The following is a 19,084-nucleotide window of genomic DNA, read 5'->3' as shown; positions in this document are numbered from 1 at the left end:
CACCCGCCCGAACCCCCCATCGGCCCGCTCCCGCCTAACGCCCTGATTCCGTCACCGCGGTGGGCGCGGGCCGGAACCCCGGGCCCGACGTGCCCTTGTCGCCCAGCTTCTCCGACACGAACGACCAACCGACGCACCCCGCGCACAGCACCGCCGTGAGCGCGATCCCCCCGAACGCCTTCCCCAGCCCCTCGTCGCTGGTACGCCGCCCCCGCTGGGGCCCGTACAGCAACGCGTCCCGCAACCGCCGCCGCCGGACCGACACGGACTCCAGCAACTGGCTGTCGTAATCCCCTGCAGCCACGGTCAGTTACCCGCCGCCCTTCCCTGGCGTTTATCCATCACGTCGGGAATTCGCCCAGCCAAGCGCGGCTGATCAGGCACTTGGGGAGGTACTCGGACTCCACCTCGATCGACCGGCCGGCGTCGTAGGCCAGACAGGTGACGGCGAGCGGGCCGAGCGCCAGGTATCCGCCGAAGTCCTCCGCCCGCTCCTCGTCCGCGGTCCAGTACGACTTGTGGAACTCCAGTGCCTCCACCAGCGCCTGGTTGAACTCTTCATCACTCCCACGGAGAAAGTGGTAGAAGAGATTGATCGGCTGGTAAAGAACCTTCTGCAGAAGATCCCGAGGAGCGATCGTCGCGGCCTCCGGGTACGACGCCTCGATGGCGGCGGTCAGCTTCTCGGCCAGCCCCGGACGCTCCAGCCAGTACGTCTGCAGAGCGTCCACCCAGTGGTAGACGTACTCGTCGTACCGCGTCTCGGTTGAACGCAGCAGATCGAGCGGCACCTCGCAGAGTTGGGTCATGCGGGTCTGGTCCCGGCAGATGATGGCGAGCCAGAAGGCGGTGAGCCAGTTACCCGCATCCGCGCAATTCTGCGGTCCCGACGCGGGGATCGTCCGCACCTCATGATGGATGCGGCACTCCACGGTCCCCTCGGTCACGCTCGCCGCAGCGAACAGAGCCGACCCCGTCTGCATCGCCGAGACCACGGCCTCCCAGGTCTCAAGGGCCGCACCATGAGGGTCAACCGCCACGCGCGCCTGCACGTGGAGAAGCGCCGTGTCCATTGCGACGTCGAACATGCGTGAGGACTGTTCCAGTCCCCGGAACGTCTCCGCCAAGTCTTCGCCCAGCAATCGGGCATTCTCCTCGACATGAGGTCCCGGACTACCATGTCGAGCCACAATTACAGCCACCAGGGCCTCCAGCTACCCGATGTTGAATTTCTTCATAGTGTATCCCATGTACTCACCCTTGTTACGGTTGCCCTGAACGAGGATGTATTCCACCTCGCCGCGCCGAAGAGCCGCTTCAATCTCTCTGGCCAGCCTCAACTCCTGCCGCCCCTTGACCGGATCGGGATTCCTGAGCCCGCGGGCGCGCATCTCCCGAAGGATGTCTGTGAAGTATTCCCTGGTCCCCTGAGAAACCCTTACCCCGCTAGGAAGGTTCCGGGCGCCGAGGTCCGTGTCGATGCTGCTCTTCGCCTCGACAACGATGAACCCTCCGTCATCGCGCCGCCACACCTGATCGAACTGGTGATTACCGTTCGCAGGCCCGTACAGCGCCTCCCTCGTCGCCTTCGGATAATGTTCGGGTATCACATGATGGGCCGCTATGGCTTCACCGTAGTTTTCACTGGCCTCCGTCATGTTCTTGTGCAAGGGCTTATGTGCGGCGTCAGCCGCATGGAGGGCGGCCTCATTCACCGGGGAGCCATCCGCTTTGAAAGCCTCTTTGGCTGCCGTCAGATACTTCTCAGCCGCCTGATCGGCGGCTATCGCCGATTGGCGCGCCCGAGCCAGGGGATCGAGCGTTCGGGCAAGCTCGCGATTCACCGATTTCCGGTCACGCACGACAGGATCGTCAACGTATTTCGGAGGAATAGGATCAGGCGCGTCGGACGCCGCTATCCAGTTGCCCGTCGCAGGGTCCTTGACCAGTTGAGGTGGCACGAAGCCACTTTCATCGACTATCAGTACATTTTTTCGATACCCGTTACGCTGGTAGTACCTCTCGAAGTAGCCCGGCTCGTTGTTGGCACGGTCCACCTGACGGCGCATGACCTCGTGGGCGTCGGACGAGCTGCCGACCCGGCCACCGGCCCCCTCGGGGACATCACCCACCGCACCACCACCGTGGTGACCGGCAGGAGTACCGCCCTCAGCCGCACCGGCGGCGGCTCCTTCGCCGGACATGCCCCCGTGAGCGTCATGCTCGCCGGCATGCGGCAGCCCTTGACCGCCCTGCGTGTGGGGGTGATCGGCCGCAGGGCCCGGTGACCCACGTCCGGCGTCCCCCGCGGGACCGTCCGCCCGGTTGGTCGCGTTGAGCTCGTCCCCCCGGCCGCCGACCCCGGCCAGTTCGTGGTCCCCGGCGAGCTCGTGGTCACGGGCCAGTTCGTGGTCCCGGGCCACGGACGTGTCCCCGTTCCGGGCCCGCTCCGCCGCCGTCGTCTCGTGGGGTGCGTCGCCCGCGGCCTGGAGCTGCGTTCCGTCGGCCGCGTAGTGCCCGCCCTGGCTGAACGCGGTGCCGTCGGGCAGCACCACCGTGTCGTCGGCGCGCACCACCGTGCCGTCCGGGAACCGCAGGGAGCCGTCGGGCAGGTGCGCGTAGGACCCCGCGTAGACGTTCTTCAGCCCGGCGATCACGTCCGGGATCCTGATCTTCGCGAACTCGCCGCCCTTGCCGACGGCCTTGACCACGTACGTCATCGGGTCGACGATCCGACCGCCCTGCCGGACCGCGTTCACCGCCTTGGCGGTCCTGCCCGCCGCGTTCGCCGCCTGCCCCGCCTTGGCCGGGGCGGCGGCGATCGTGGTGAGGTTGAACAGCGTGAGGCCCGCCGCCCGCCCCTTGTTCCCCGACTTCCACTCGTCGTAGGCGACCACGCTCTTGGCGACCTCGCGGGTCACCGCCTTGCTGTTGCGCAGCCACCCCGGGAGCTTGTCGTCGGGGATGTCACGTAAGCCGGGGACCGTGTACAGCGTGATGCCGACGCCCAGCTGCGCCAGGCCCTTCCACGCGGCCTTGGCGTCGTCCCAGCCGTGGAAGCCGGCGAGGGTGAGCAGGCCGTTGATCGTGCCCCACACGCCGTCCACGATGAAGCCGTCCCACACCACGCTCTTGATGGTGTTCGGGTGGTACCAGTCGTACTTCTTCTGCTCCGGCTTGCCCCAGGGCAGCTCCCCCGAGTCCTGGTAGTCGTCCTCGCTCCAGCCGTACGCGTTGGGCTTGGGCTTCTCCGAGCCGTCGTTGACCTCCAGCCGCACCCCGCCGTGCAGTGCGGAGATGGCGTTGTGGGCCCGGCGCTCCGCCGCCTGGAAGGCCGCCACGGCGGCAGCCACCCCGTCCCAGATGGCCTGGTGCTCCTCGACCTTGTCGTGGTCCTTCTGCCAGTCGTCGTCACCGCTGTTCTCGGCCTCGAAGGCACTCGCCCTCCCCGCCAGCGCGGTGAGCTTCTGGACCAGCGGGCGGATCTCCCCCTCGTACGTCGACAGCGCGGTACCGATCTTCTCCAGCTCACCGGCGAACTCGTCGGCGGTGTCCCGGACCGGGACCGTGGTGGCGAACAGCTGCTCCGCCTCCGGGGCGTCGTAGAAGGGCTTCAGCCCCTGGAACCCGGAGTGGACGTCGGCGCCGGTGGTGCGGATCGACGCCGCCACCGTGCTGAACGACGCGGCGTCGATGAGGAGTTGCGTGAGATTGCCGGTGAAGACCGGGACGTCCTTGCCGTGGATCACGACGCGCCCTTCCCGTCGGCGGGCGGCGGTGCCGCGATGGCCGGCGGCACCGCCGGCCCCTTCCCCGGAAGACGGAACGCCTCGAAGCCCTCGGGTGCCGTCAGCGCCTTCCGCTGGGCGTCCGCCGCCATCTCCAGGTCGCCGTTGACGTACGCCGTCGTGGCCTCCACGGCGCCCTGGAGCGACTGGCCGGCCCGCGCCGCCAGGAAGGCCAGTTGCGACCCCCGGGCCTGGAAGTACGCGGCCAGCGCCCCGGCCACCGGCCCCATGCCGCCCTGCCGGTCCTGGGCGGGCACGCTGTCGGCCATGATGGTGCCCGCCGACGCGGCGGCACTCTCCACCAACGCGCTCAGGGTCTTCCCGTGACCCTCGATCGCCCGCGCCACCTCGCCGGTCTTCAGCACCACGCCCCTGACGCCCGGCGGGTCGATGTCCCAGTTGCCGTCCTTGCCCACAACAATCCCCCTGTGTGGTGTTGTGCCGAGGTGTGTCCCGGCCCACGGCGGACCGGCCAGCCCTCCCCGCCGATCGGTCGCCGGTACTCCGGCGGCCTCAGCCGATGCCGTCGACCGCCGCCTTGGCACGCGCCAGCGTCTGCTGCGCGGTGGCGTCGTTCTTCTCCAGCGTGCTGCGCACCAGCCGGATGATCTCCCGCACCTCGGCCGCCGCCCGGTTCCACCGGGCCTCCTTGGCGTGGTACTCGTCGGCCACCCCGTCGGCCGTGAAGTCCGCCATCGCGGCCTTCACCGCACGGTCCCGGTCGGTGAGCACCTGCTCCAGCCGGCCGATGATGATCCCGATGTTCCCCTGGACCTCGCTCGACGCGCCGGAGTCGTAGCTCCGCCGGTCCTGGTTTCCCGCCATGCTGCCCCCCTGTGTCAGCGCCCGGAGAACCGGGCGGCGTCGAAGTTCGCGGCGGCCATCGTCGTCCTGGCGTTCTCCGCCGACTCCTGGTCACCGGAGCCGAAGGCGGTGTCCATCCCCGACTGCCCGCCCAGGATCTGCTGGAGCGAGCCGTTCAACGCGGCGGTGATCTCGTCGGCGTTCGCCTTGAACTCGTCGAAGGCCGCCTTGCCGGCACCGTTGAAGCGGCCTTCCAGCGGCTCCGCGGCGGCGATGAGCTGCCGGATCAGGACGCCCAGGTCGTTGCTGGACCCCGACGTCTGGCTCGTCAGCGTGGAAAGCGCCGTGCTGCCCATGTCGAACTTCATGTCCCACCCCCGTGTGACGTCACGTCGCGCCGCCCCGAGATCGGGTCCGAGATTGCCTCGGTTCGACCGCGTGGCAACTACAACACTCGTACGATGAGCATACCGACAGTCAACTTCCGTCGCTCGGGCAACTGTTGCCGGGTGTGTCGGGGTGGTGTGACGCCCGTGACACCGGTCGCCGGAACGCAGGCGACGACGGAGGACATGGGTGACGGGTGGCCGCTCCCGCGGGCTCGCGATACCTACGACTGGACGAGCAGCCGACCCGGCGCGGCACCCTCACGCAACCAGCAGACGGCCACCTTCCGCGCCACGGCCCGGTACAGGTAGTCCTCCCGGCCGTCTTCGGGTGCCGTCCGCCCCGATACCTTGTCGAGCAGCATGATGCGCTCACGCCCAGCGGCGTCGGCGAACTGGTAGCGAACCTCCCGGTCGGTCTCGTCGATCTTCTCGATCTCCGCGTACAGGGCCATACGGCAGCCTCCAAGCGTCACGGCGTTCCCACGGGCACGCCGACGCGGTTCCCTGACCCCGATCAGGCCCTCCGCCGCCCGTGCCACGGCAGGATGACCTGCCGGACCATATCGGCGGCCCTGCACCGAGGCCGGCTCCACCACCGGTCGGCGTCCGGTCACCACCCCGGGCGGGCCGAGACGCCGCCGTCCACGACCAGGTCGTGGCCGGTGATCCAGGACGCCATGGGGGACGCGAGGAAGACGCAGGCGTCGCCGATGTCCTCCGGGCGGCCCAGGCGGCCGGCCGGGGCGGCGGAGCGCCAGCGGTGCACACCCTCCGGCCACGCCCGCTCGATCCCCTCCCGGGCGATCAGGCCCGGGGAGACGGTGTTGACCCGGATGCCGTACGGGCCGTACTCCAGCGCCGCCGCCCGGGCGTGCATCACCACCGCCGCCTTGGAGGCGCTGTAGTGGGCGTGGCCCGGCGCCGGACGGGTCCCCTCGATGGAGGCGATGTGGGTGATCGTGCCCCCGCCGGCCTCCCGCATCACCGCCGCGGCGGCCTGGGTGCACCCGAAGACGCTGGTGACGTTGGCGTCGAGCACCGCCCGCCACTGGTCCGCCGTCATGCCCGGCAGCTCCTGTACCGGCTGGCTGCCCGCGTTGTTGACCAGGGCGGTGAGGCTGCCGCGCCACTCCGCCGCGGCCCGCACCAGCTCCCGGCACTCCTCCTCGTCCGTCAGCTCCGCGCGCAGGGCCAGCGCTCTGCCGCCGTCCCGCTCGATCCGCGCCACGAGGTCGCGCGCGGGCCCGGCGCTGTTCCGGTGGTGGACCACCACGGCCGCCCCGGCAGCGGCGAAGCGCAGCGCGACACCGCGCCCGATGCCGCCGCCGGCTCCGGTGACCAGGGCCACCTGACCGCTCAGGTCGGGGAGTTGGTGGCGGGCCCCAGGTGCGTCCCCAGGCTGTGGACGGTTCGGCATCGAGCGCTCCTGACGGTCGGTTCGGTCGGGCAGGCCGGGCGGTGGGCCGGTCAGGCGGTCGGTGGACCCGGCGGCGTGGTGGTCAGGCAGGTCGGCGGCGTGGCGCTCGGGGCCCGGCGGGAACGCGGTCGGGCGGGGGTGGCGGTCGGGCGGGTCGGGCCGTGGGCCGGTCGGGCGGTGGATCGACGGATCGGTGGATCAACGGGTCAGGGCGGCGATACGGGCGGCCTCGTGCGGGTAGCGGGCGATCAGGTCGGCCGCGACGCCGTGCTCGTAGTCCCGGAAGTCGAAGCCGGGCGCCATGGTGCAGCCGAAGAGGGTCCAGGCGCCGCCGGTGGCGACTCTCGCGCCCATCCAGGTGCGCGCGGGGACGGTGAGCTGCACGGACTGGCCGGCCAGGACGTCCGGGCCCAGTACCGCCGTCCGCGAGGTGCCGTCCGGGGCCAGCAGCAGGATCTCCAGCGGGTCCCCGAGGTGGAAGTGCCAGATCTCGTCGTGTGCCAGCCGGTGCAGTGCGGAGAAGTCGTCCGGCGCGTCGGTGAGCAGCATGACGATCGCCGAGCCCTCGGGGCGTCCGTCGGGGCGCTCCGGCCCCGCCCACAGCCGCCGGAACCGTCCGCCCTCGCGCGGCAGCGGCTCCAGCCCGTAGTGGGCGACGAGTTGCTCGGGGGTGGGGCGGGGTCCCGGTGCCGGCGTGACCGGGCCAGGTGGTGACGGGGGCGGGCCGGTCCCGGAGGTGTGGTGGGTGGGTTCGTGGACCATCTGCTGTCCCTCTCGTCCCGGACCGGGTCGCCGCCCCGAGCCCGTCGGCCGTCCTGCTTCCGCCTCCGTACCGGCCCCGCCGGCCCGGGCGGGCGGCCCGGCCAGCCTAACGTTCCGGGGCCCGCGGACGAGGGCAATTCCCCGGGCGGCGGAAGCGGTGGCGGAGGGCCACGGAGGCCGGCGGCGGCTGCCGGCCGGGGCGGTGCGGGGCGGTGGTCAGCGGTCGGTCGGCTCGGCGGGGCGGCGGCAGCGGCCGACCGGGGCGGGGCGGGGCGATGGACGCTCCGGGCCGGAAGTCGTCCGTCCGCCATCGGAGGGCCGGGGCCGGGAGTCGTCCGCCCGCCACCGGAAGGCCGGAAGTCGTCCGTCCGCCACCGGCTCGTACGCCCCGGTCGGCGACCCGGTCGGATCGCGGCGGCGCGGCAGTCCGGCGAGCCGGATCGCGGCACACCGGAGGCGGCGCGGTCCCCGCCGGCCCGGTCCCACCGGGACGGCCGGCCCGCGGCTCGTACGCCGTGGCCCGGAGCGCGGCTCGTACGCTGTGGTCATGTCCGTCGCCCGCTCCGTCGCCCTGTTCGTCCTCGCCGCCCTGCTGGAGATCGGCGGCGCCTGGCTGGTCTGGCAGGGAGTGCGGGAGCACCGCGGCTGGGTGTGGATCGGGGCGGGACTGGTCGCGCTGGGGGCGTACGGGTTCGTCGCCACGCTCCAGCCGGACGCCGACTTCGGGCGCATCCTGGCCGCGTACGGCGGGGTGTTCGTGGCCGGGTCGCTCGCCTGGGGCATGGTTGCGGACGGCTACCGCCCGGACCGCTTCGATGTGGCCGGCGCGCTGATCTGCCTGGCCGGCGTCGCCGTGATCATGTACGCGCCGCGCGGCTGAGGCACCTGAGCCCCGCCGGGCGCCCGCCCGGCACGCCCCGGAATATCCGGCCCGCGGGCATCCGGCACCCACGTCCGTCGGGCATCCGGCGTCCGCGGCTCCGCGGGCACCCGGCACCGGCCCGGCAGCCCCGGTTCCGGACCGCGCCGCCGTCCCCGGGCCTCCTACGCCCGGCACCCGCCCCCGGCCCCGGGCCTCCGGCGTCCGGCGTCCGGCAGGCCGGCTCGCGCGTCCCCATCCCCGGCCGCCCACGGGGGCCCGCGGTGCCCGCCGGGGCCCGGCATATCCTGCGCGTGGTTGTCGAACACCGCGGCGCCCGGCCGCCCCACCGCACGCAGGAGGCCCCACCATGACCATCCGTACCGCAGTCATCACCGGGGCGAGCAGCGGGATCGGTGCGGCCACCGCCCGGCAGCTCGCCGCCGCCGGGTTCCGGGTGGTGCTCACCGCGCGCCGCGCGGACCGGGTGGAGGCGCTGGCCGCGGAACTCACCGGGGCCGGGCACCAGGCACTGGCCCGCGCGCTGGACGTGACCGACCGGGCCGCGGTGGACGCGTTCGCCGCCGAACTGGTCCAGCAGGGCCCGGTGCACGTCCTGATCAACAACGCGGGCGGCGCACTCGGCGCCGACCCGGTGGCGACCGCGGACCCGGCCGACTGGCGGGCGATGTACGAGGTGAACGTGGTGGGCGTGCTCAACGTCACCCAGGCCCTGCTGCCGGCGCTCACCGACTCCGGGGACGGGACGGTGCTGGTGCTCTCCTCCACCGCGGGTCTGGGCACCTACGAGGGCGGAGGCGGCTATGTGGCGGCCAAGCACGGCGCCCACGTCATCGCCGAGACGCTCCGCCTGGAACTGTGCGGCACGCCGGTCCGGGTCATCGAGATCGCCCCCGGGATGGTGCGCACGGAGGAGTTCGCCCGGACCCGCTTCCGCGGCGACGCGGAGAAGGCCGCGGCCGTCTACCGGGGCGTGGCCGAACCGCTGCTGGCCGAGGACGTCGCGGACACCATCACCTGGGCGGTGACCCGGCCCCCGCACGTCAACGTGGACCTGCTGGTGGTCCGCCCGCGTGCCCAGGCGTCCAACTACAAGGTGCACCGCGAGGGCTGAGCGCCGCGCGTGCCCGTCCCGCCGGAGGCCTTCCGCCCGGCAGGACGGGCACGCGGGCCCGGAGCACCGGACCGGGCGCCGCGCCACCAGGTCACGGTGCACGCCGTCCGGCGGCCACGGGCCCCGGCCACCCCGACGGGCCGCCGGAGCGGCGGCAGAACCGTCACGACAGGCGAGGCACGACCGGCCCCCGCACCGGCCCCGCCCCGAAGGCCCGGCCCCCCGCGCCGCCCGTGGGCGGCGCGGGCTCCGTGCGCCGGGGCTCACCCCTTCACGCAGACGACCTGCTTCAGCTTGGCGACCACCGTCACCAGGTCCCGCTGCTGCTCGATGACCTGCTCGATCGGCTTGTAGGCGGCGGGGATCTCGTCCACCACGCCCTCGTCCTTGCGGCACTCCACGCCCCGGGTCTGCTCCTCCAGGTCACGGGCGCTGAACCGCTTCTTCGCCGCGTTGCGGCTCATCTTGCGGCCGGCGCCGTGCGAGGCGGAGTTGAAGGAGTCGGCGTTGCCGAGCCCGCGCACGATGTACGAGCCGGTGCCCATCGAGCCGGGGATGATGCCGTGGTCACCGGCGCCGGCGCGGATCGCGCCCTTCCGGGTGACCAGCAGGTCGAGGCCCTCGTAGCGCTCCTCGGCGACGTAGTTGTGGTGGCAGGAGATCACCTCGCCGAAGGTCGGCTTCGCCTTCTTGAACTCGCGGCGGACCACGTCCTGCAGCAGCGCCATCATCACCGCGCGGTTCCGCTTGGCGTACTCCTGCGCCCAGAACAGGTCGTTGCGGTACGCCGCCATCTCCGGGGTGTCGGAGACGAAGACGGCCAGGTCACGGTCGACCAGCCCCTGGTTGTGCGACAGCTTCTGCGCCTGGCCGATGTGGTACTCGGCCAGCTCCTTGCCGATGTTGCGGGACCCGGAGTGCAGCATCAGCCAGACCGCGCCGGTCTCGTCGAGGCACACCTCGATGAAGTGGTTGCCCCCGCCCAGCGAGCCCATCTGCTTCACGGCCCGCTCCTGCCGGAACCGCACCGGCTCCGCGATCCCGTCGAAGCGCCGCCAGAAGTCGTCCCAGCCGGACGTGGCGAAGCCGTGCAGCCGCGACGGATCGACCGCGTCGTCGTGCATCGCGCGCCCCACCGGGATGGCCGCCTCGATCCCGGCGCGGAGCCGGGAGAGGTCGCCGGGCAGGTCGTTCGCGGTCAGCGAGGTCTTCACCGCCGACATGCCGCAGCCGATGTCCACGCCCACCGCCGCCGGGCAGACCGCGCCGTGCATCGCGATCACCGACCCGACGGTGGCGCCCTTGCCGTAGTGGACGTCCGGCATCACGGCCAGACCCTTGATCCAGGGGAGGGTGGACACGTTGCGCAGCTGCTGCATCGCGACGTCCTCGACCGTCGCCGGGTCGGCCCACATGCGGATCGGCACCCGGGCACCGGGCACCACGGTGTACGTCATAACTAACTCATTCCCCCATGAATGACAGAAACAGCAAAAGTCGGGCTTCGGGCTCGATTCGCGACAGCGAACCGGCGGACGCGGTGGCCGTGCGGTAGACATTGCTTCATCCCCCGCCGTGCGGCGGCAAGCAGTTTTCGCTCGAAGGGAGCCCCGGGACGTGCAGCCAGGGCAGCGAAGGACGTATCGACCGGGCACCTTGCCGACCGTCGCCGCCCTGGCCGCGCTCGCCGCCGCCGCGACCGGCTGCACCAGCGAGGGATCACAGCCCAGCGCCCGGAGCGGCAAGCCGGACGGCGCCGGCGGGGTGCCCGCCGCCGAGCCCGGCAAGTACCGGACGCTGCCCGAGGCGTGCGGCACGGTGAGCCTCAAGACGCTGCGGGCCCTGCTGCCCGGCGCGGACGCCGCCGCCGAGACCTCCGAGGAGTCGGAGGAGATCTACGAGGGCGAGGCGACCGTCACCTACGACACCGACCGGCGCGTCGGCTGCCGCTGGAAGTCGCAGTCCCCCGCCGGCAGCTGGCACCTCACCCTGGACTTCCAGCGGGTGGTCTCCTACGACCCGGCGGTGAGCGACGACGACCGGGCGCTGCAGCGGTACGCGGAGCTGGCGGTGGAGGCGCACGTACCGGACGCGGACGAGATACCCACCACCGGCTCCTCCCGCACCCCCTCCGGGGCGGAGGGCGGCGGCCGGACCGGCGGGGCGGCCGCCCAGGGGGGCCAGGACGAACCGGCCGGGCCGAACACCTCCGGCACCGGCGGCGGGGACGGCACCGGCACCGGCACCACCCCCGGCACCGAGGGCTCCGACGAGCCCGGCACCGGGGGCGCCGGCTCCGCGGAGGAGCCGGACGCGGGTTCCGGCTCGCCCACCACACCGCCCTCGGACGGCGGCCCCGGGGACGGCGGCGGGAACCGCACCACCGACGCCCCGCGCTCCCTGGAGGACCTCGGGGACAACGCCTTCCTCGACGACGAGCTGGTCACCACCGGCGCCGGGGCGCACCGCGACATCACCGTGGTCTTCCGCTCCTCGAACGTGATCGTGACCATCGAGTACGACCAGTGGTCGAGTGACAAAGCACACACGCCGAGCAGCGACGAGCTGCAGGCCCGCGCCGAGGAACTGGCCCAGGAGCTGACCGGACACTTCGACGAGTAGCCGGAGAGGCGCGCCGGGAGCCGGACAGGCGTACGCACCGGCCGCGTACCGTGCTCTGTAGCCACGAGGGTGGGACCGCCCGCCCCGCGACCGAGAATGAGCGAAGGACCATGCACCGAACCGCCCCGCGACTCGCCCGTATCCTCGCCTGCGCCGCCGTACCGGTGATGCTCGTCGCCGGCTGCTCGTCCGACTCGGACTCGGACTCCGGCGCCAAGTCCGGCGCGGACGCGGGCAAGAGCGCGTCGCCCACGACCCGCTCCGCCCCGACGGTCGCGCCGGCCCGGTACGCGCAGCTCCCGCAGGCGTGCGAGAGCCTGTCGAAGAAGACCGTGGAGAAGCTGGTGCCCGCGGCCGACCCCAAGAAGGGCAAGTTGCTGCCGTCCTCCGGTGACGACCAGGCGGGCAGCTGCCTGTGGAGCGGCCTGGACGACGAGTACCAGTACCGCCTGCTCAGCGTCTCCTACAAGCGTTTCGACTCCGAGGTCACGCTCGGTTCGGGCGACCAGCGCGCCGAGAAGTACGCCACCGAGCAGGTCGGCAAGGCGCAGGTCGCGGACGGCGCGAAGAACGCCGAGACCGCCGACGCCGCCATCGGCGACGCGGCGACCACCGTGCGGACGGAGACCAAGAAGGACAAGGAAGACTTCCGCCACCAGACCGTGATCGCCCGGACCGCGAACGTCGTGGTGACGGTGGAGTACGACGGCGCCGGCTACGAGGACGGCAAGACCCCGGACGCCAAGAAGCTGCTCGGCCAGGCGGAGGACGCCGCCAAGGAGGCCGTGGAGTCTGTCGCCACGGCGAACAAGAAGTAACCGCGGGGCCGGGGGCGGGAAGAAGCCGCAGGGCCCGGGGCAAGAAGTAACCACGGGGCCGGGGGGCGGGAAGAAGCCGCGGGGCCCGGGGCAAGAAGGAGCCGCTGGGCCGGAGGGCAACAAGGAGTCGCGGGGCCGGGGGCCCGCCGGATCGCGGCGCCCCGGCACCCGCACCCCCTTCCCGCCCCACCGTTGACGTGTATGCGACGCTGGGCCCGCCGGATGCCGAGGGCGGGGAGGGATCGCGGGTGGCCGCGATGCAGCTGACACGTACGCACCGAATACTCATCGGCGTGGTGATCACCGGAGCGCTGGTGATCGCCGCGATCGGTTTCGCTGGCTCCTACGCCGCGGTCCGCGACCTCGCCGAGAAGAAGGGGTTCGGCGAGTTCTCCAAGGTCTTCCCGATCGTTCTGTAGCCAGTGACCTGTTGCTCGGTTTGGCGTTATGCCGTGCGTGAGCACGGTTGGAAAGAGCAGCGGGCGCTGGCATGTGTACCGATACGACCTGAAGAAGGGGCAGCGAGTTCCGCTCCCGGAGGCGTGCACCCAGTACGCGGCCGATCTCGGAGCCTGGGTCGCGGCCTTGGGCGGCGCGCAGGGCCAGTGGTTTCTGATCGGTCCTGATGGCCGTCCCGACCTTCGGGTGAACGCGTTCTTCTCCTCGGCGAAGATGCGGGGCCGCGCGGTGCGGACGAACCGTGACTACGCGTACTCGGTGTGTCTGTGGTTGAACTTCCTGCTGTCGCTGGATCGCGGCTGGTGGGAGGCGACCGAGGATGACGCGCGGGAGTTTCAGTTCTGGCGAGTGACGGATCCGCGGAACCCGCAGCGGGTGCAGCGCAGCTCGTTCTACCGGGATGCTGCCGGGCTGAAGACGTTCTACCGGTGGGTGGGCGGCCGGTTCCAGGTGGTCAATCCATTCGAGGAGTTGGAGACCAGCCGGGGCCGCAAGCAGGAGGACGTGAAGTGGCTGGACCCGGACGGCTATGTGCGGTGGCGGGATCTGGGGCTGCGCGGGCTGGATCTGGACGGTCGCGAGGACGCCGCGTGGGGCGGCCGTAACGAGCAGCGGGACGGGGTGTTCGCCGACGGCCTGTACGGCACTGGGCTGCGGCTTTCGGAGTGGGCGAGCGTGGTGCTGCCGGAGCTCCCTGAGGAAACTCGAGGCCGGGGCTATTACACGTGCGCGCTGGCGGACGCGTGCGCGAAGGGCGGCTATGGGCACGCGTACTGGATGCCGCGTGCGGTGCTCTCGGACGTGCTGTCGTACGTGGAGGGATCTCGGGCGCGGGCGGTGCGGCGCGCGCAGGTGGCGGGCCGCTACGAGCGGGTGCCTGAGCGCCGGGTCGCGGTCGGGCTGGAGGGGCGTCGCATGGTGACGCTGGAGACCGAGGACGGCGGGCATGAGACGACGGCGTGGAACGATCTGGATCCCACAGCCCGCAAGCTGCTTTTCCGGCGTACGTGGCAGGGGCTTGAGCCGCTGGCTCTGTGGCTGAATGAGGACGGGCTGCCCAGGGACGGGCACGGGTGGCATCACACGTTCGAGGTCGCGAACCAGCGGATCGCCGCGCTGGGCCTTGAGGACTTCAGCTGTACGCCGCACATGCTGCGGCACTCGCTGGCGCTGAAGTGGTACGCGGTCGCCAAGCTGGTGCAGGCTCGGCAGCTGGGGCACCTGTCCCAGGAGGAGACCCGGGATTTCCGCGAGCAGTTCGGTGACCACTGGCATCTGGTGCAGACGATGCTGGGGCACCGGCGGGTGGAGACGACCAAGAACGTCTACCTGGAGCCGTTTCGCAATCTTGAAGTGGAGCTGCTGCTGCGGCACGCCGACGGATTCCCGGTGGAGCGGTTCATGGCGGATGTCTTTGCTGGTCATCCTCGGGTGCGTACGGATCCGCTGGCGGTTCGATGAGCCGCCGGGGGCGCCAGGCCGCCCTGCCTCAGGCAGGGGCGGAACGGGCCTGGGGGCTGCGCCGCTCCGGTGATTCGTTGACGGTCCGCTGTTTCGACGAAGCAACCGGTGTGTCCAAGGACTACGACTTCTCGCGACTTGGAGTATCACGGGAGCTCAAGGAGATGCTGGCCAAGGCATTCGCCTCGCGGACGGCGCCGGGTGGCGGGCTGACCTCACTCGACGCCATGAATTTGGCGTATCGCGCGGCGGTCCAGCTGGCCGAGCACGTGGCCACCTTGGTGTGGCGTCCGGTCCTGCCGGAGCATCTGCTGCCCGAGCATCTGGACGGGGTCTTGGAGAGCCGGAGCGGGTTCGTCTCGGCGGCGCGCGATCTGGAGCACGTCAAGCTGCTGCTGGCCCACGCGGAAGGGCTCAGCGAGGCGATGCGCGGCAAGCTGGGCGAGAAGGGGCCGCGCCGGGCCGAGGGGCAGCGTAAGGAGAGCCTAAGCCGGGCGGAGTGGAAGCGGGTCGCGGAGGCGGCCCGGGCGGATCTGCGCGCTGCGGCAACCCGGATTCGCGGCCATCGGGAGAGCCTGCGGGCCTGGCGGGCCGGGGAACTTCCCGACGAAGGCGATCTCGTCGTACAGCGGCGCATGGAACTGCTGGAGAGCGTGGACCAGGTGGGAGATGTGCCGCGCGCCTGGGTCGAGTGCCACGGGCGGGAGGCGCCGCTGCCGTGGGTGAAGCGGTACGGCGAGGTGGCGGATGTCGTGTCGTGGCTGCACCTGTCGCAGAGTGAGGCTCTGGCGGGTGCGGTGCTGATGGGGGTGCTCACGGGTGAGAACCCGAGCGTGATCCTGTCGATGCCGGCGGCGCATCATCGCGCGGACGGTTACGTGGGAGACGTCGGTACGGCGATCGTGGCGGGGCGCAAACCACGTCGGGACCGTCATCAGCACATGAGCCTGGTCCTCTCCCAAGTGCCCGACTGGATCAGCATCCCGGACGATCCACAGAGCGTGTCGACGCGCGACGAACTGCACACCGCGTTCGGCCTGTACATCCTCCTGCATGAACTGACATCGAGGTCACGGGAGTTGCTCGCTTCGCAGCGCCTGTTGGTGCGACAGGCGCAGGGCAGTCCCGGCCGCCCGCAGCTGTCGGAAAGGTTCTCAGCTGACATGGTCCGGCCCTGGGCCCGCGCTCACGAGCTGGTGGCGGACAAGAAGGACGCAGAGGGAAGGCCGGTGCCGCTGCGGGTCACGCTGGGCATCACCCGGCTGACCTACGTGGAGCTGCACCAACGACCGGTGGCGCACTCGGAGCGGACACTGGCGACCACGTATCTGGCCCGCAACCGAGGCAATCTCGCCGAATACCAGAAGGTGGTGGCCGAAGCCCTCGCGACGGAGGTGGCCAAGGCGAAGGTGCGCGGTGTGATGGCCACCTTCACCGAGGACGACCTGTGGCGGGCGCAGGAGGAGCCGGAGGAGGTCGCCGCGGCGCACGGCGTGGACGTGGACACTCTGAAGCGGATGATCGACGGTGAACTCGACACCGTGATGAACGCTTGCACGGACAACACCGGAGGGCAGCATGCGCCGGTAGGGCAGCCGTGCCGGGCGTCGTTCATGCAGTGCCTGGACTGCCCGTGTGCCCGGGCACTCCCCCGTCATCTGCCCACCCAGGTCCTGGTGCACGACCGGATCGCCGAGCGGCGCGCACAGTTGCCCGCGCTGCAGTGGGCCCAGCGGTTCGCCGCCCCGCACGCCCAGCTCGCCGATCTGCTTTCCCGGCACTCCAAGACGGCCCTTGACGACGCGCGGGCCGCCGCCACCGAGGCTGACCGGGCCCTGGTGACCCGATTCCTAGACAGGGAACTCGATCTTCGATGATGAGCCGATCCGCCATCGCGCTGGTCCGGGAGGGCGTGCCGGACGGTCTTCCTAAAGGCACGGAGTGGCCTGCACCGAACACGCTGGTGCTGCTGCGCCGAGAGGTGCGACCGAGCACGGACCCTGCGGCGCTCTCAAAGTTCGCCGATGACCGGTGGCATCTGACGCCAGCCATCTTCGAAGACCACACCAAGACCGTCAGTCTGAACTTCATCCCCGTCCCGGCTGCATGGCGGCTGGAGGTGAAGCACTACGTGTGGCAGCTGCTGAACCTTCCCGAGACCCGCAGCATGCGCCATGCTCGCGGGGAACGGCTGGCCCCACTCTCCATCGCCAACCTGTTTCCCAACCTCAAGGCCTTCGTGCGGTGGCTCAACCGCCACCAACTGACGTCCTTCGCACAGGTCACCACGGCCCACCTGGACCGTTACCTCGCCGACCTCCAGGACTCGCACATCGGGCTGGACCGCAAGTACCGACGCGTGGGCGAGGTACGGCGCCTGTGGGCCCACCGCGAGGTGTTCCCGACATGCCTGTGCTTGCCTGCGGCCCCGCCGTGGAACGGCGAAGACCCCCGCGACCTGTTCCAGCAGGTCCGCCAGGACCTGGAGAACCGCACCCCGCGCATCTACGAACGGACGATGCAGACGCTGCTGCTGTGGGCGATGCGGTTCGTCGAGGACTTCGCCGCGGACATCCTGTCCGCGCACGCCGAGCACACCCGCCTGCACGGACGGAGCCCCGAGGTCCTGCTCCGCTCACCGAACCGACAGCAACAGGAAGTGCGCCAGCCCGGCCAACTGCGCCAGGAGGTGATCACATATCTCAAACGACTGCGCTCCAGCGGCGGCCACCTGCCTGGGCACACCGCCAAGGACGGACGGGTGCAGGTCAACTGGCGGCACATCGAGCGGCTCTTCGCCAGTTCCAGCGGAACCAGATACACCGGCACCGGACGCCTGATTGCCGAATCAGGCCTACCGATCAGCCCCGGCATCCCCCTGGACACCCCCATCACCGGGCTCCTCGACGGAACCCCATGGCGCACGACCCCCGTCGACTATCACGAAGCACCTCAGCTGGCACGGCTGTTGAGCACGGCCTGCTTCATCGTCATCGCCTACCTCTCCGGCGCCCGCCCCGGGGAAGTGCTCTCCCTGCGCCGCGACTGCCTGCATAAGGACCCCGATACTGGACTGTGGCTGATGGGAGGGCGCTACTACAAAGGCGCTGTGGACGCCGACGGCAACAAACTCCCCCAGGGCGAGGAGCGGGCCGACCCCTGGGTGGTGGTGGCCCCAGTGGCCACGGCCGTCAAGGTCCTTCAGCGGCTGCACGCCAGCGAGCTGCTCTTCCCCACGTACATCGATAACTACCGGCGTTCCACCGCCCGTCTGGGCACGGCACGTGACGTTCAGACCGCGGCCGAGGACATCACCGACTTCACTCAGTGGATCAACGCGTACTGCGCCCATGGCGACCGCGCCGACACCATCCCCGAAGACCGGCACAGCACCCTCGCCCCGTCCCGCTTCCGCCGCACCCTGGCCTGGTTCATCCGGCGCCGCCCACGGGGACTGGTCGCCGCAGCCATCCAGTACGGCCACGTCCACGTCCAGATGCTGCAGGGCTACGCGGGCTCCTACGCGTCCGGGTTCCCCGACCAATACGCTTTCGAGGACTGGCTGTACCGGATGGAGACCGGGGCCGAGGACCAACGCGCCCTGGCCGCCGGCGAGCACGTGAGCGGCCCCGCCGCCGACGCCTACCGTCACCGCGTGACCGCGGCCCACCGCACGTTCGCCGGACGCGTCCTGACCAGCGCTGGCCAGTCCCGCGACCTGCTCGGCAACCCACTGCTGCAGATCCACCACGGCCGCGGCATGACCTGCGTCCTCAACCCGGCTACCGCCGCCTGTCAGTTGCGCGGCACCGCGGACGATCCCCTGGTCACCCCCGACATCGACGACTGCCGGCCCAACTGCCGCTGTCTCGCCCGCACCGACCGCGACATCGCCCACGTCGAACAGCAGGTGGCCGAACTCGAAGAGACTGTCTCCGACCCCCTCGCCCCGCCCATCCGTCACGCACGCGACCAGCACGAACTGGCCCGTCTGCAAGCCATCCTCGACGCTCACTACAAGAGCAGGAAACCGACCCGATGAATGACTCCGCCGCCACCGCGCCCGAAACCGACCCGGTCCGCAAAGCCATCCTGGCCGCCATGGACCGAATGCTCTCCGGCTCCCCAAAACGCTCCACCGGCCGCCTCAGCGTCTCCCAACTCGCCATCGAAGCCGACGTAAGGCGCTGGCAGTTGACCCACCGGCACACTGACCTGCGCGACCTCTTCCAGGCCCGCGCCCGCCAGGCGGAGGACACCCGCAGCACACACCAGAAGACGGTCGAGGAACGGGACGACCTGCGCCGACGGCATACGGAACTGCAGCGCTACTGCTCGGAGCTTGAGGAACGAGTCCAGACGTACGCCGCCGTGATCAACCTAATGGCGCTGGAGTACGAGGCGCTGACCGAGCAAGACGCGAAATCAGCACGAGTGCTGCCCCTGCCGTCCCGGCGGACACCTACCACCTGAGCTCGACGGTCCGGGGCGTTGTAACGGCTCCCCGTGGAGCAGCACTATGGCGAGAGGGGAGACGTTCGAGAGGTACCAGGCACATACCGTCATAGGC

18 protein-coding genes and 1 pseudogene are annotated in these 19,084 nt (G+C 71.0%); 9 read left to right on the top strand and 10 right to left on the bottom strand.

Going from position 1 to position 19,084, the window contains the following annotated elements; all coding sequences use genetic code 11:
• Nucleotides 1-34 precede the first annotated feature (34 nt).
• From IHE55_RS16655 to IHE55_RS16615, 9 genes are all read right to left on the bottom strand, one after another.
• On the bottom strand, nucleotides 35-304 hold the full coding sequence (locus IHE55_RS16655) for a hypothetical protein (RefSeq protein ID WP_197989740.1): 270 nt from the start codon (nucleotides 302-304) through the stop codon (nucleotides 35-37).
• A gap of 37 nt (nucleotides 305-341) precedes the next feature.
• Entirely contained in the window at nucleotides 342-1,073 is a 732-nt protein-coding gene (locus IHE55_RS16650) for an immunity 49 family protein (RefSeq protein ID WP_307826884.1), read from the bottom strand.
• Between the two features lie 141 nt (nucleotides 1,074-1,214).
• On the bottom strand, nucleotides 1,215-3,749 hold the full coding sequence (locus tag IHE55_RS16645; RefSeq protein ID WP_197989738.1) for a hypothetical protein: 2,535 nt from the start codon (nucleotides 3,747-3,749) through the stop codon (nucleotides 1,215-1,217).
• Nucleotides 3,746-4,204: a DUF6507 family protein gene (locus IHE55_RS16640; protein ID WP_197989737.1), complete on the bottom strand. Its 459-nt coding sequence runs from the start codon at nucleotides 4,202-4,204 to the stop codon at nucleotides 3,746-3,748. Before IHE55_RS16640 ends, IHE55_RS16645 begins: the two co-directional genes overlap by 4 nt.
• Before the next feature lie 97 nt (nucleotides 4,205-4,301).
• Entirely contained in the window at nucleotides 4,302-4,613 is a 312-nt protein-coding gene (locus tag IHE55_RS16635) for a pore-forming ESAT-6 family protein (RefSeq protein ID WP_197989736.1), read from the bottom strand.
• A gap of 14 nt (nucleotides 4,614-4,627) precedes the next feature.
• A complete protein-coding gene (locus IHE55_RS16630; RefSeq protein ID WP_197989735.1) occupies nucleotides 4,628-4,960 on the bottom strand; it encodes a hypothetical protein in 333 nt (110 codons plus the stop codon).
• A gap of 242 nt (nucleotides 4,961-5,202) precedes the next feature.
• Complete coding sequence (locus IHE55_RS16625) at nucleotides 5,203-5,433, bottom strand: hypothetical protein (RefSeq protein WP_197989734.1); 231 nt, start codon at nucleotides 5,431-5,433, stop codon at nucleotides 5,203-5,205.
• A gap of 158 nt (nucleotides 5,434-5,591) precedes the next feature.
• Nucleotides 5,592-6,398: an SDR family NAD(P)-dependent oxidoreductase gene (locus IHE55_RS16620; protein WP_197989733.1), complete on the bottom strand. Its 807-nt coding sequence runs from the start codon at nucleotides 6,396-6,398 to the stop codon at nucleotides 5,592-5,594.
• A gap of 198 nt (nucleotides 6,399-6,596) precedes the next feature.
• A complete protein-coding gene (locus IHE55_RS16615; protein WP_197989732.1) occupies nucleotides 6,597-7,160 on the bottom strand; it encodes a cupin domain-containing protein in 564 nt (187 codons plus the stop codon).
• 547 nt (nucleotides 7,161-7,707) lie between these two features.
• Between IHE55_RS16615 and IHE55_RS16610 the strand changes: the two genes are divergently transcribed.
• Together IHE55_RS16610 and IHE55_RS16605 are read left to right on the top strand one after the other, a co-directional pair.
• Nucleotides 7,708-8,040 carry a YnfA family protein gene (locus tag IHE55_RS16610; protein WP_197989731.1) on the top strand — a complete coding sequence of 111 codons (333 nt, stop codon included), beginning with the start codon at nucleotides 7,708-7,710 and terminating at the stop codon, nucleotides 8,038-8,040.
• Nucleotides 8,041-8,389: 349 nt separating this feature from the next.
• On the top strand, nucleotides 8,390-9,154 hold the full coding sequence (locus tag IHE55_RS16605; protein WP_197989730.1) for an SDR family oxidoreductase: 765 nt from the start codon (nucleotides 8,390-8,392) through the stop codon (nucleotides 9,152-9,154).
• Between the two features lie 263 nt (nucleotides 9,155-9,417).
• Here the strand turns inward: IHE55_RS16605 and IHE55_RS16600 are convergent, their stop codons facing one another.
• The gene (locus IHE55_RS16600) at nucleotides 9,418-10,611 is read right to left on the bottom strand and encodes an RtcB family protein (protein ID WP_197989729.1); all 1,194 of its coding nucleotides are present in this window, start codon (nucleotides 10,609-10,611) and stop codon (nucleotides 9,418-9,420) included.
• Between the two features lie 199 nt (nucleotides 10,612-10,810).
• On the opposite strand from IHE55_RS16600, the gene IHE55_RS16595 reads away from it, so the two are divergent.
• From IHE55_RS16595 to IHE55_RS16565, 7 genes and pseudogenes are all read left to right on the top strand, one after another.
• Nucleotides 10,811-11,776: a DUF3558 domain-containing protein gene (locus IHE55_RS16595; RefSeq protein ID WP_197989728.1), complete on the top strand. Its 966-nt coding sequence runs from the start codon at nucleotides 10,811-10,813 to the stop codon at nucleotides 11,774-11,776.
• A gap of 110 nt (nucleotides 11,777-11,886) precedes the next feature.
• Entirely contained in the window at nucleotides 11,887-12,594 is a 708-nt protein-coding gene (locus IHE55_RS16590) for a hypothetical protein (protein WP_197989727.1), read from the top strand.
• A gap of 248 nt (nucleotides 12,595-12,842) precedes the next feature.
• A pseudogene (locus IHE55_RS16585) lies at nucleotides 12,843-13,004 on the top strand (DUF2637 domain-containing protein); the annotation flags it as partial.
• Between the two features lie 46 nt (nucleotides 13,005-13,050).
• The gene (locus IHE55_RS16580) at nucleotides 13,051-14,514 is read left to right on the top strand and encodes a site-specific integrase (RefSeq protein ID WP_197989726.1); all 1,464 of its coding nucleotides are present in this window, start codon (nucleotides 13,051-13,053) and stop codon (nucleotides 14,512-14,514) included.
• 110 nt (nucleotides 14,515-14,624) lie between these two features.
• The gene (locus IHE55_RS16575) at nucleotides 14,625-16,391 is read left to right on the top strand and encodes a hypothetical protein (protein ID WP_197989725.1); all 1,767 of its coding nucleotides are present in this window, start codon (nucleotides 14,625-14,627) and stop codon (nucleotides 16,389-16,391) included.
• Nucleotides 16,388-18,556 (top strand): hypothetical protein, encoded by a 2,169-nt coding sequence (locus IHE55_RS31360; RefSeq protein ID WP_232265587.1) that lies wholly within the window; start codon nucleotides 16,388-16,390, stop codon nucleotides 18,554-18,556. The genes IHE55_RS16575 and IHE55_RS31360 overlap by 4 nt, the downstream gene beginning before the upstream one ends.
• Nucleotides 18,553-18,987 (top strand): hypothetical protein, encoded by a 435-nt coding sequence (locus IHE55_RS16565; RefSeq protein ID WP_197989724.1) that lies wholly within the window; start codon nucleotides 18,553-18,555, stop codon nucleotides 18,985-18,987. Before IHE55_RS31360 ends, IHE55_RS16565 begins: the two co-directional genes overlap by 4 nt.
• Nucleotides 18,988-19,084: the final 97 nt, after the last annotated feature.

Source organism: Streptomyces pactum (assembly GCF_016031615.1).
GTDB lineage: Bacteria > Actinomycetota > Actinomycetes > Streptomycetales > Streptomycetaceae > Streptomyces > Streptomyces pactus.
Note: the sequence above shows the minus strand (reverse complement) of the source record. Positions and strands in the feature narration are given on the sequence as shown.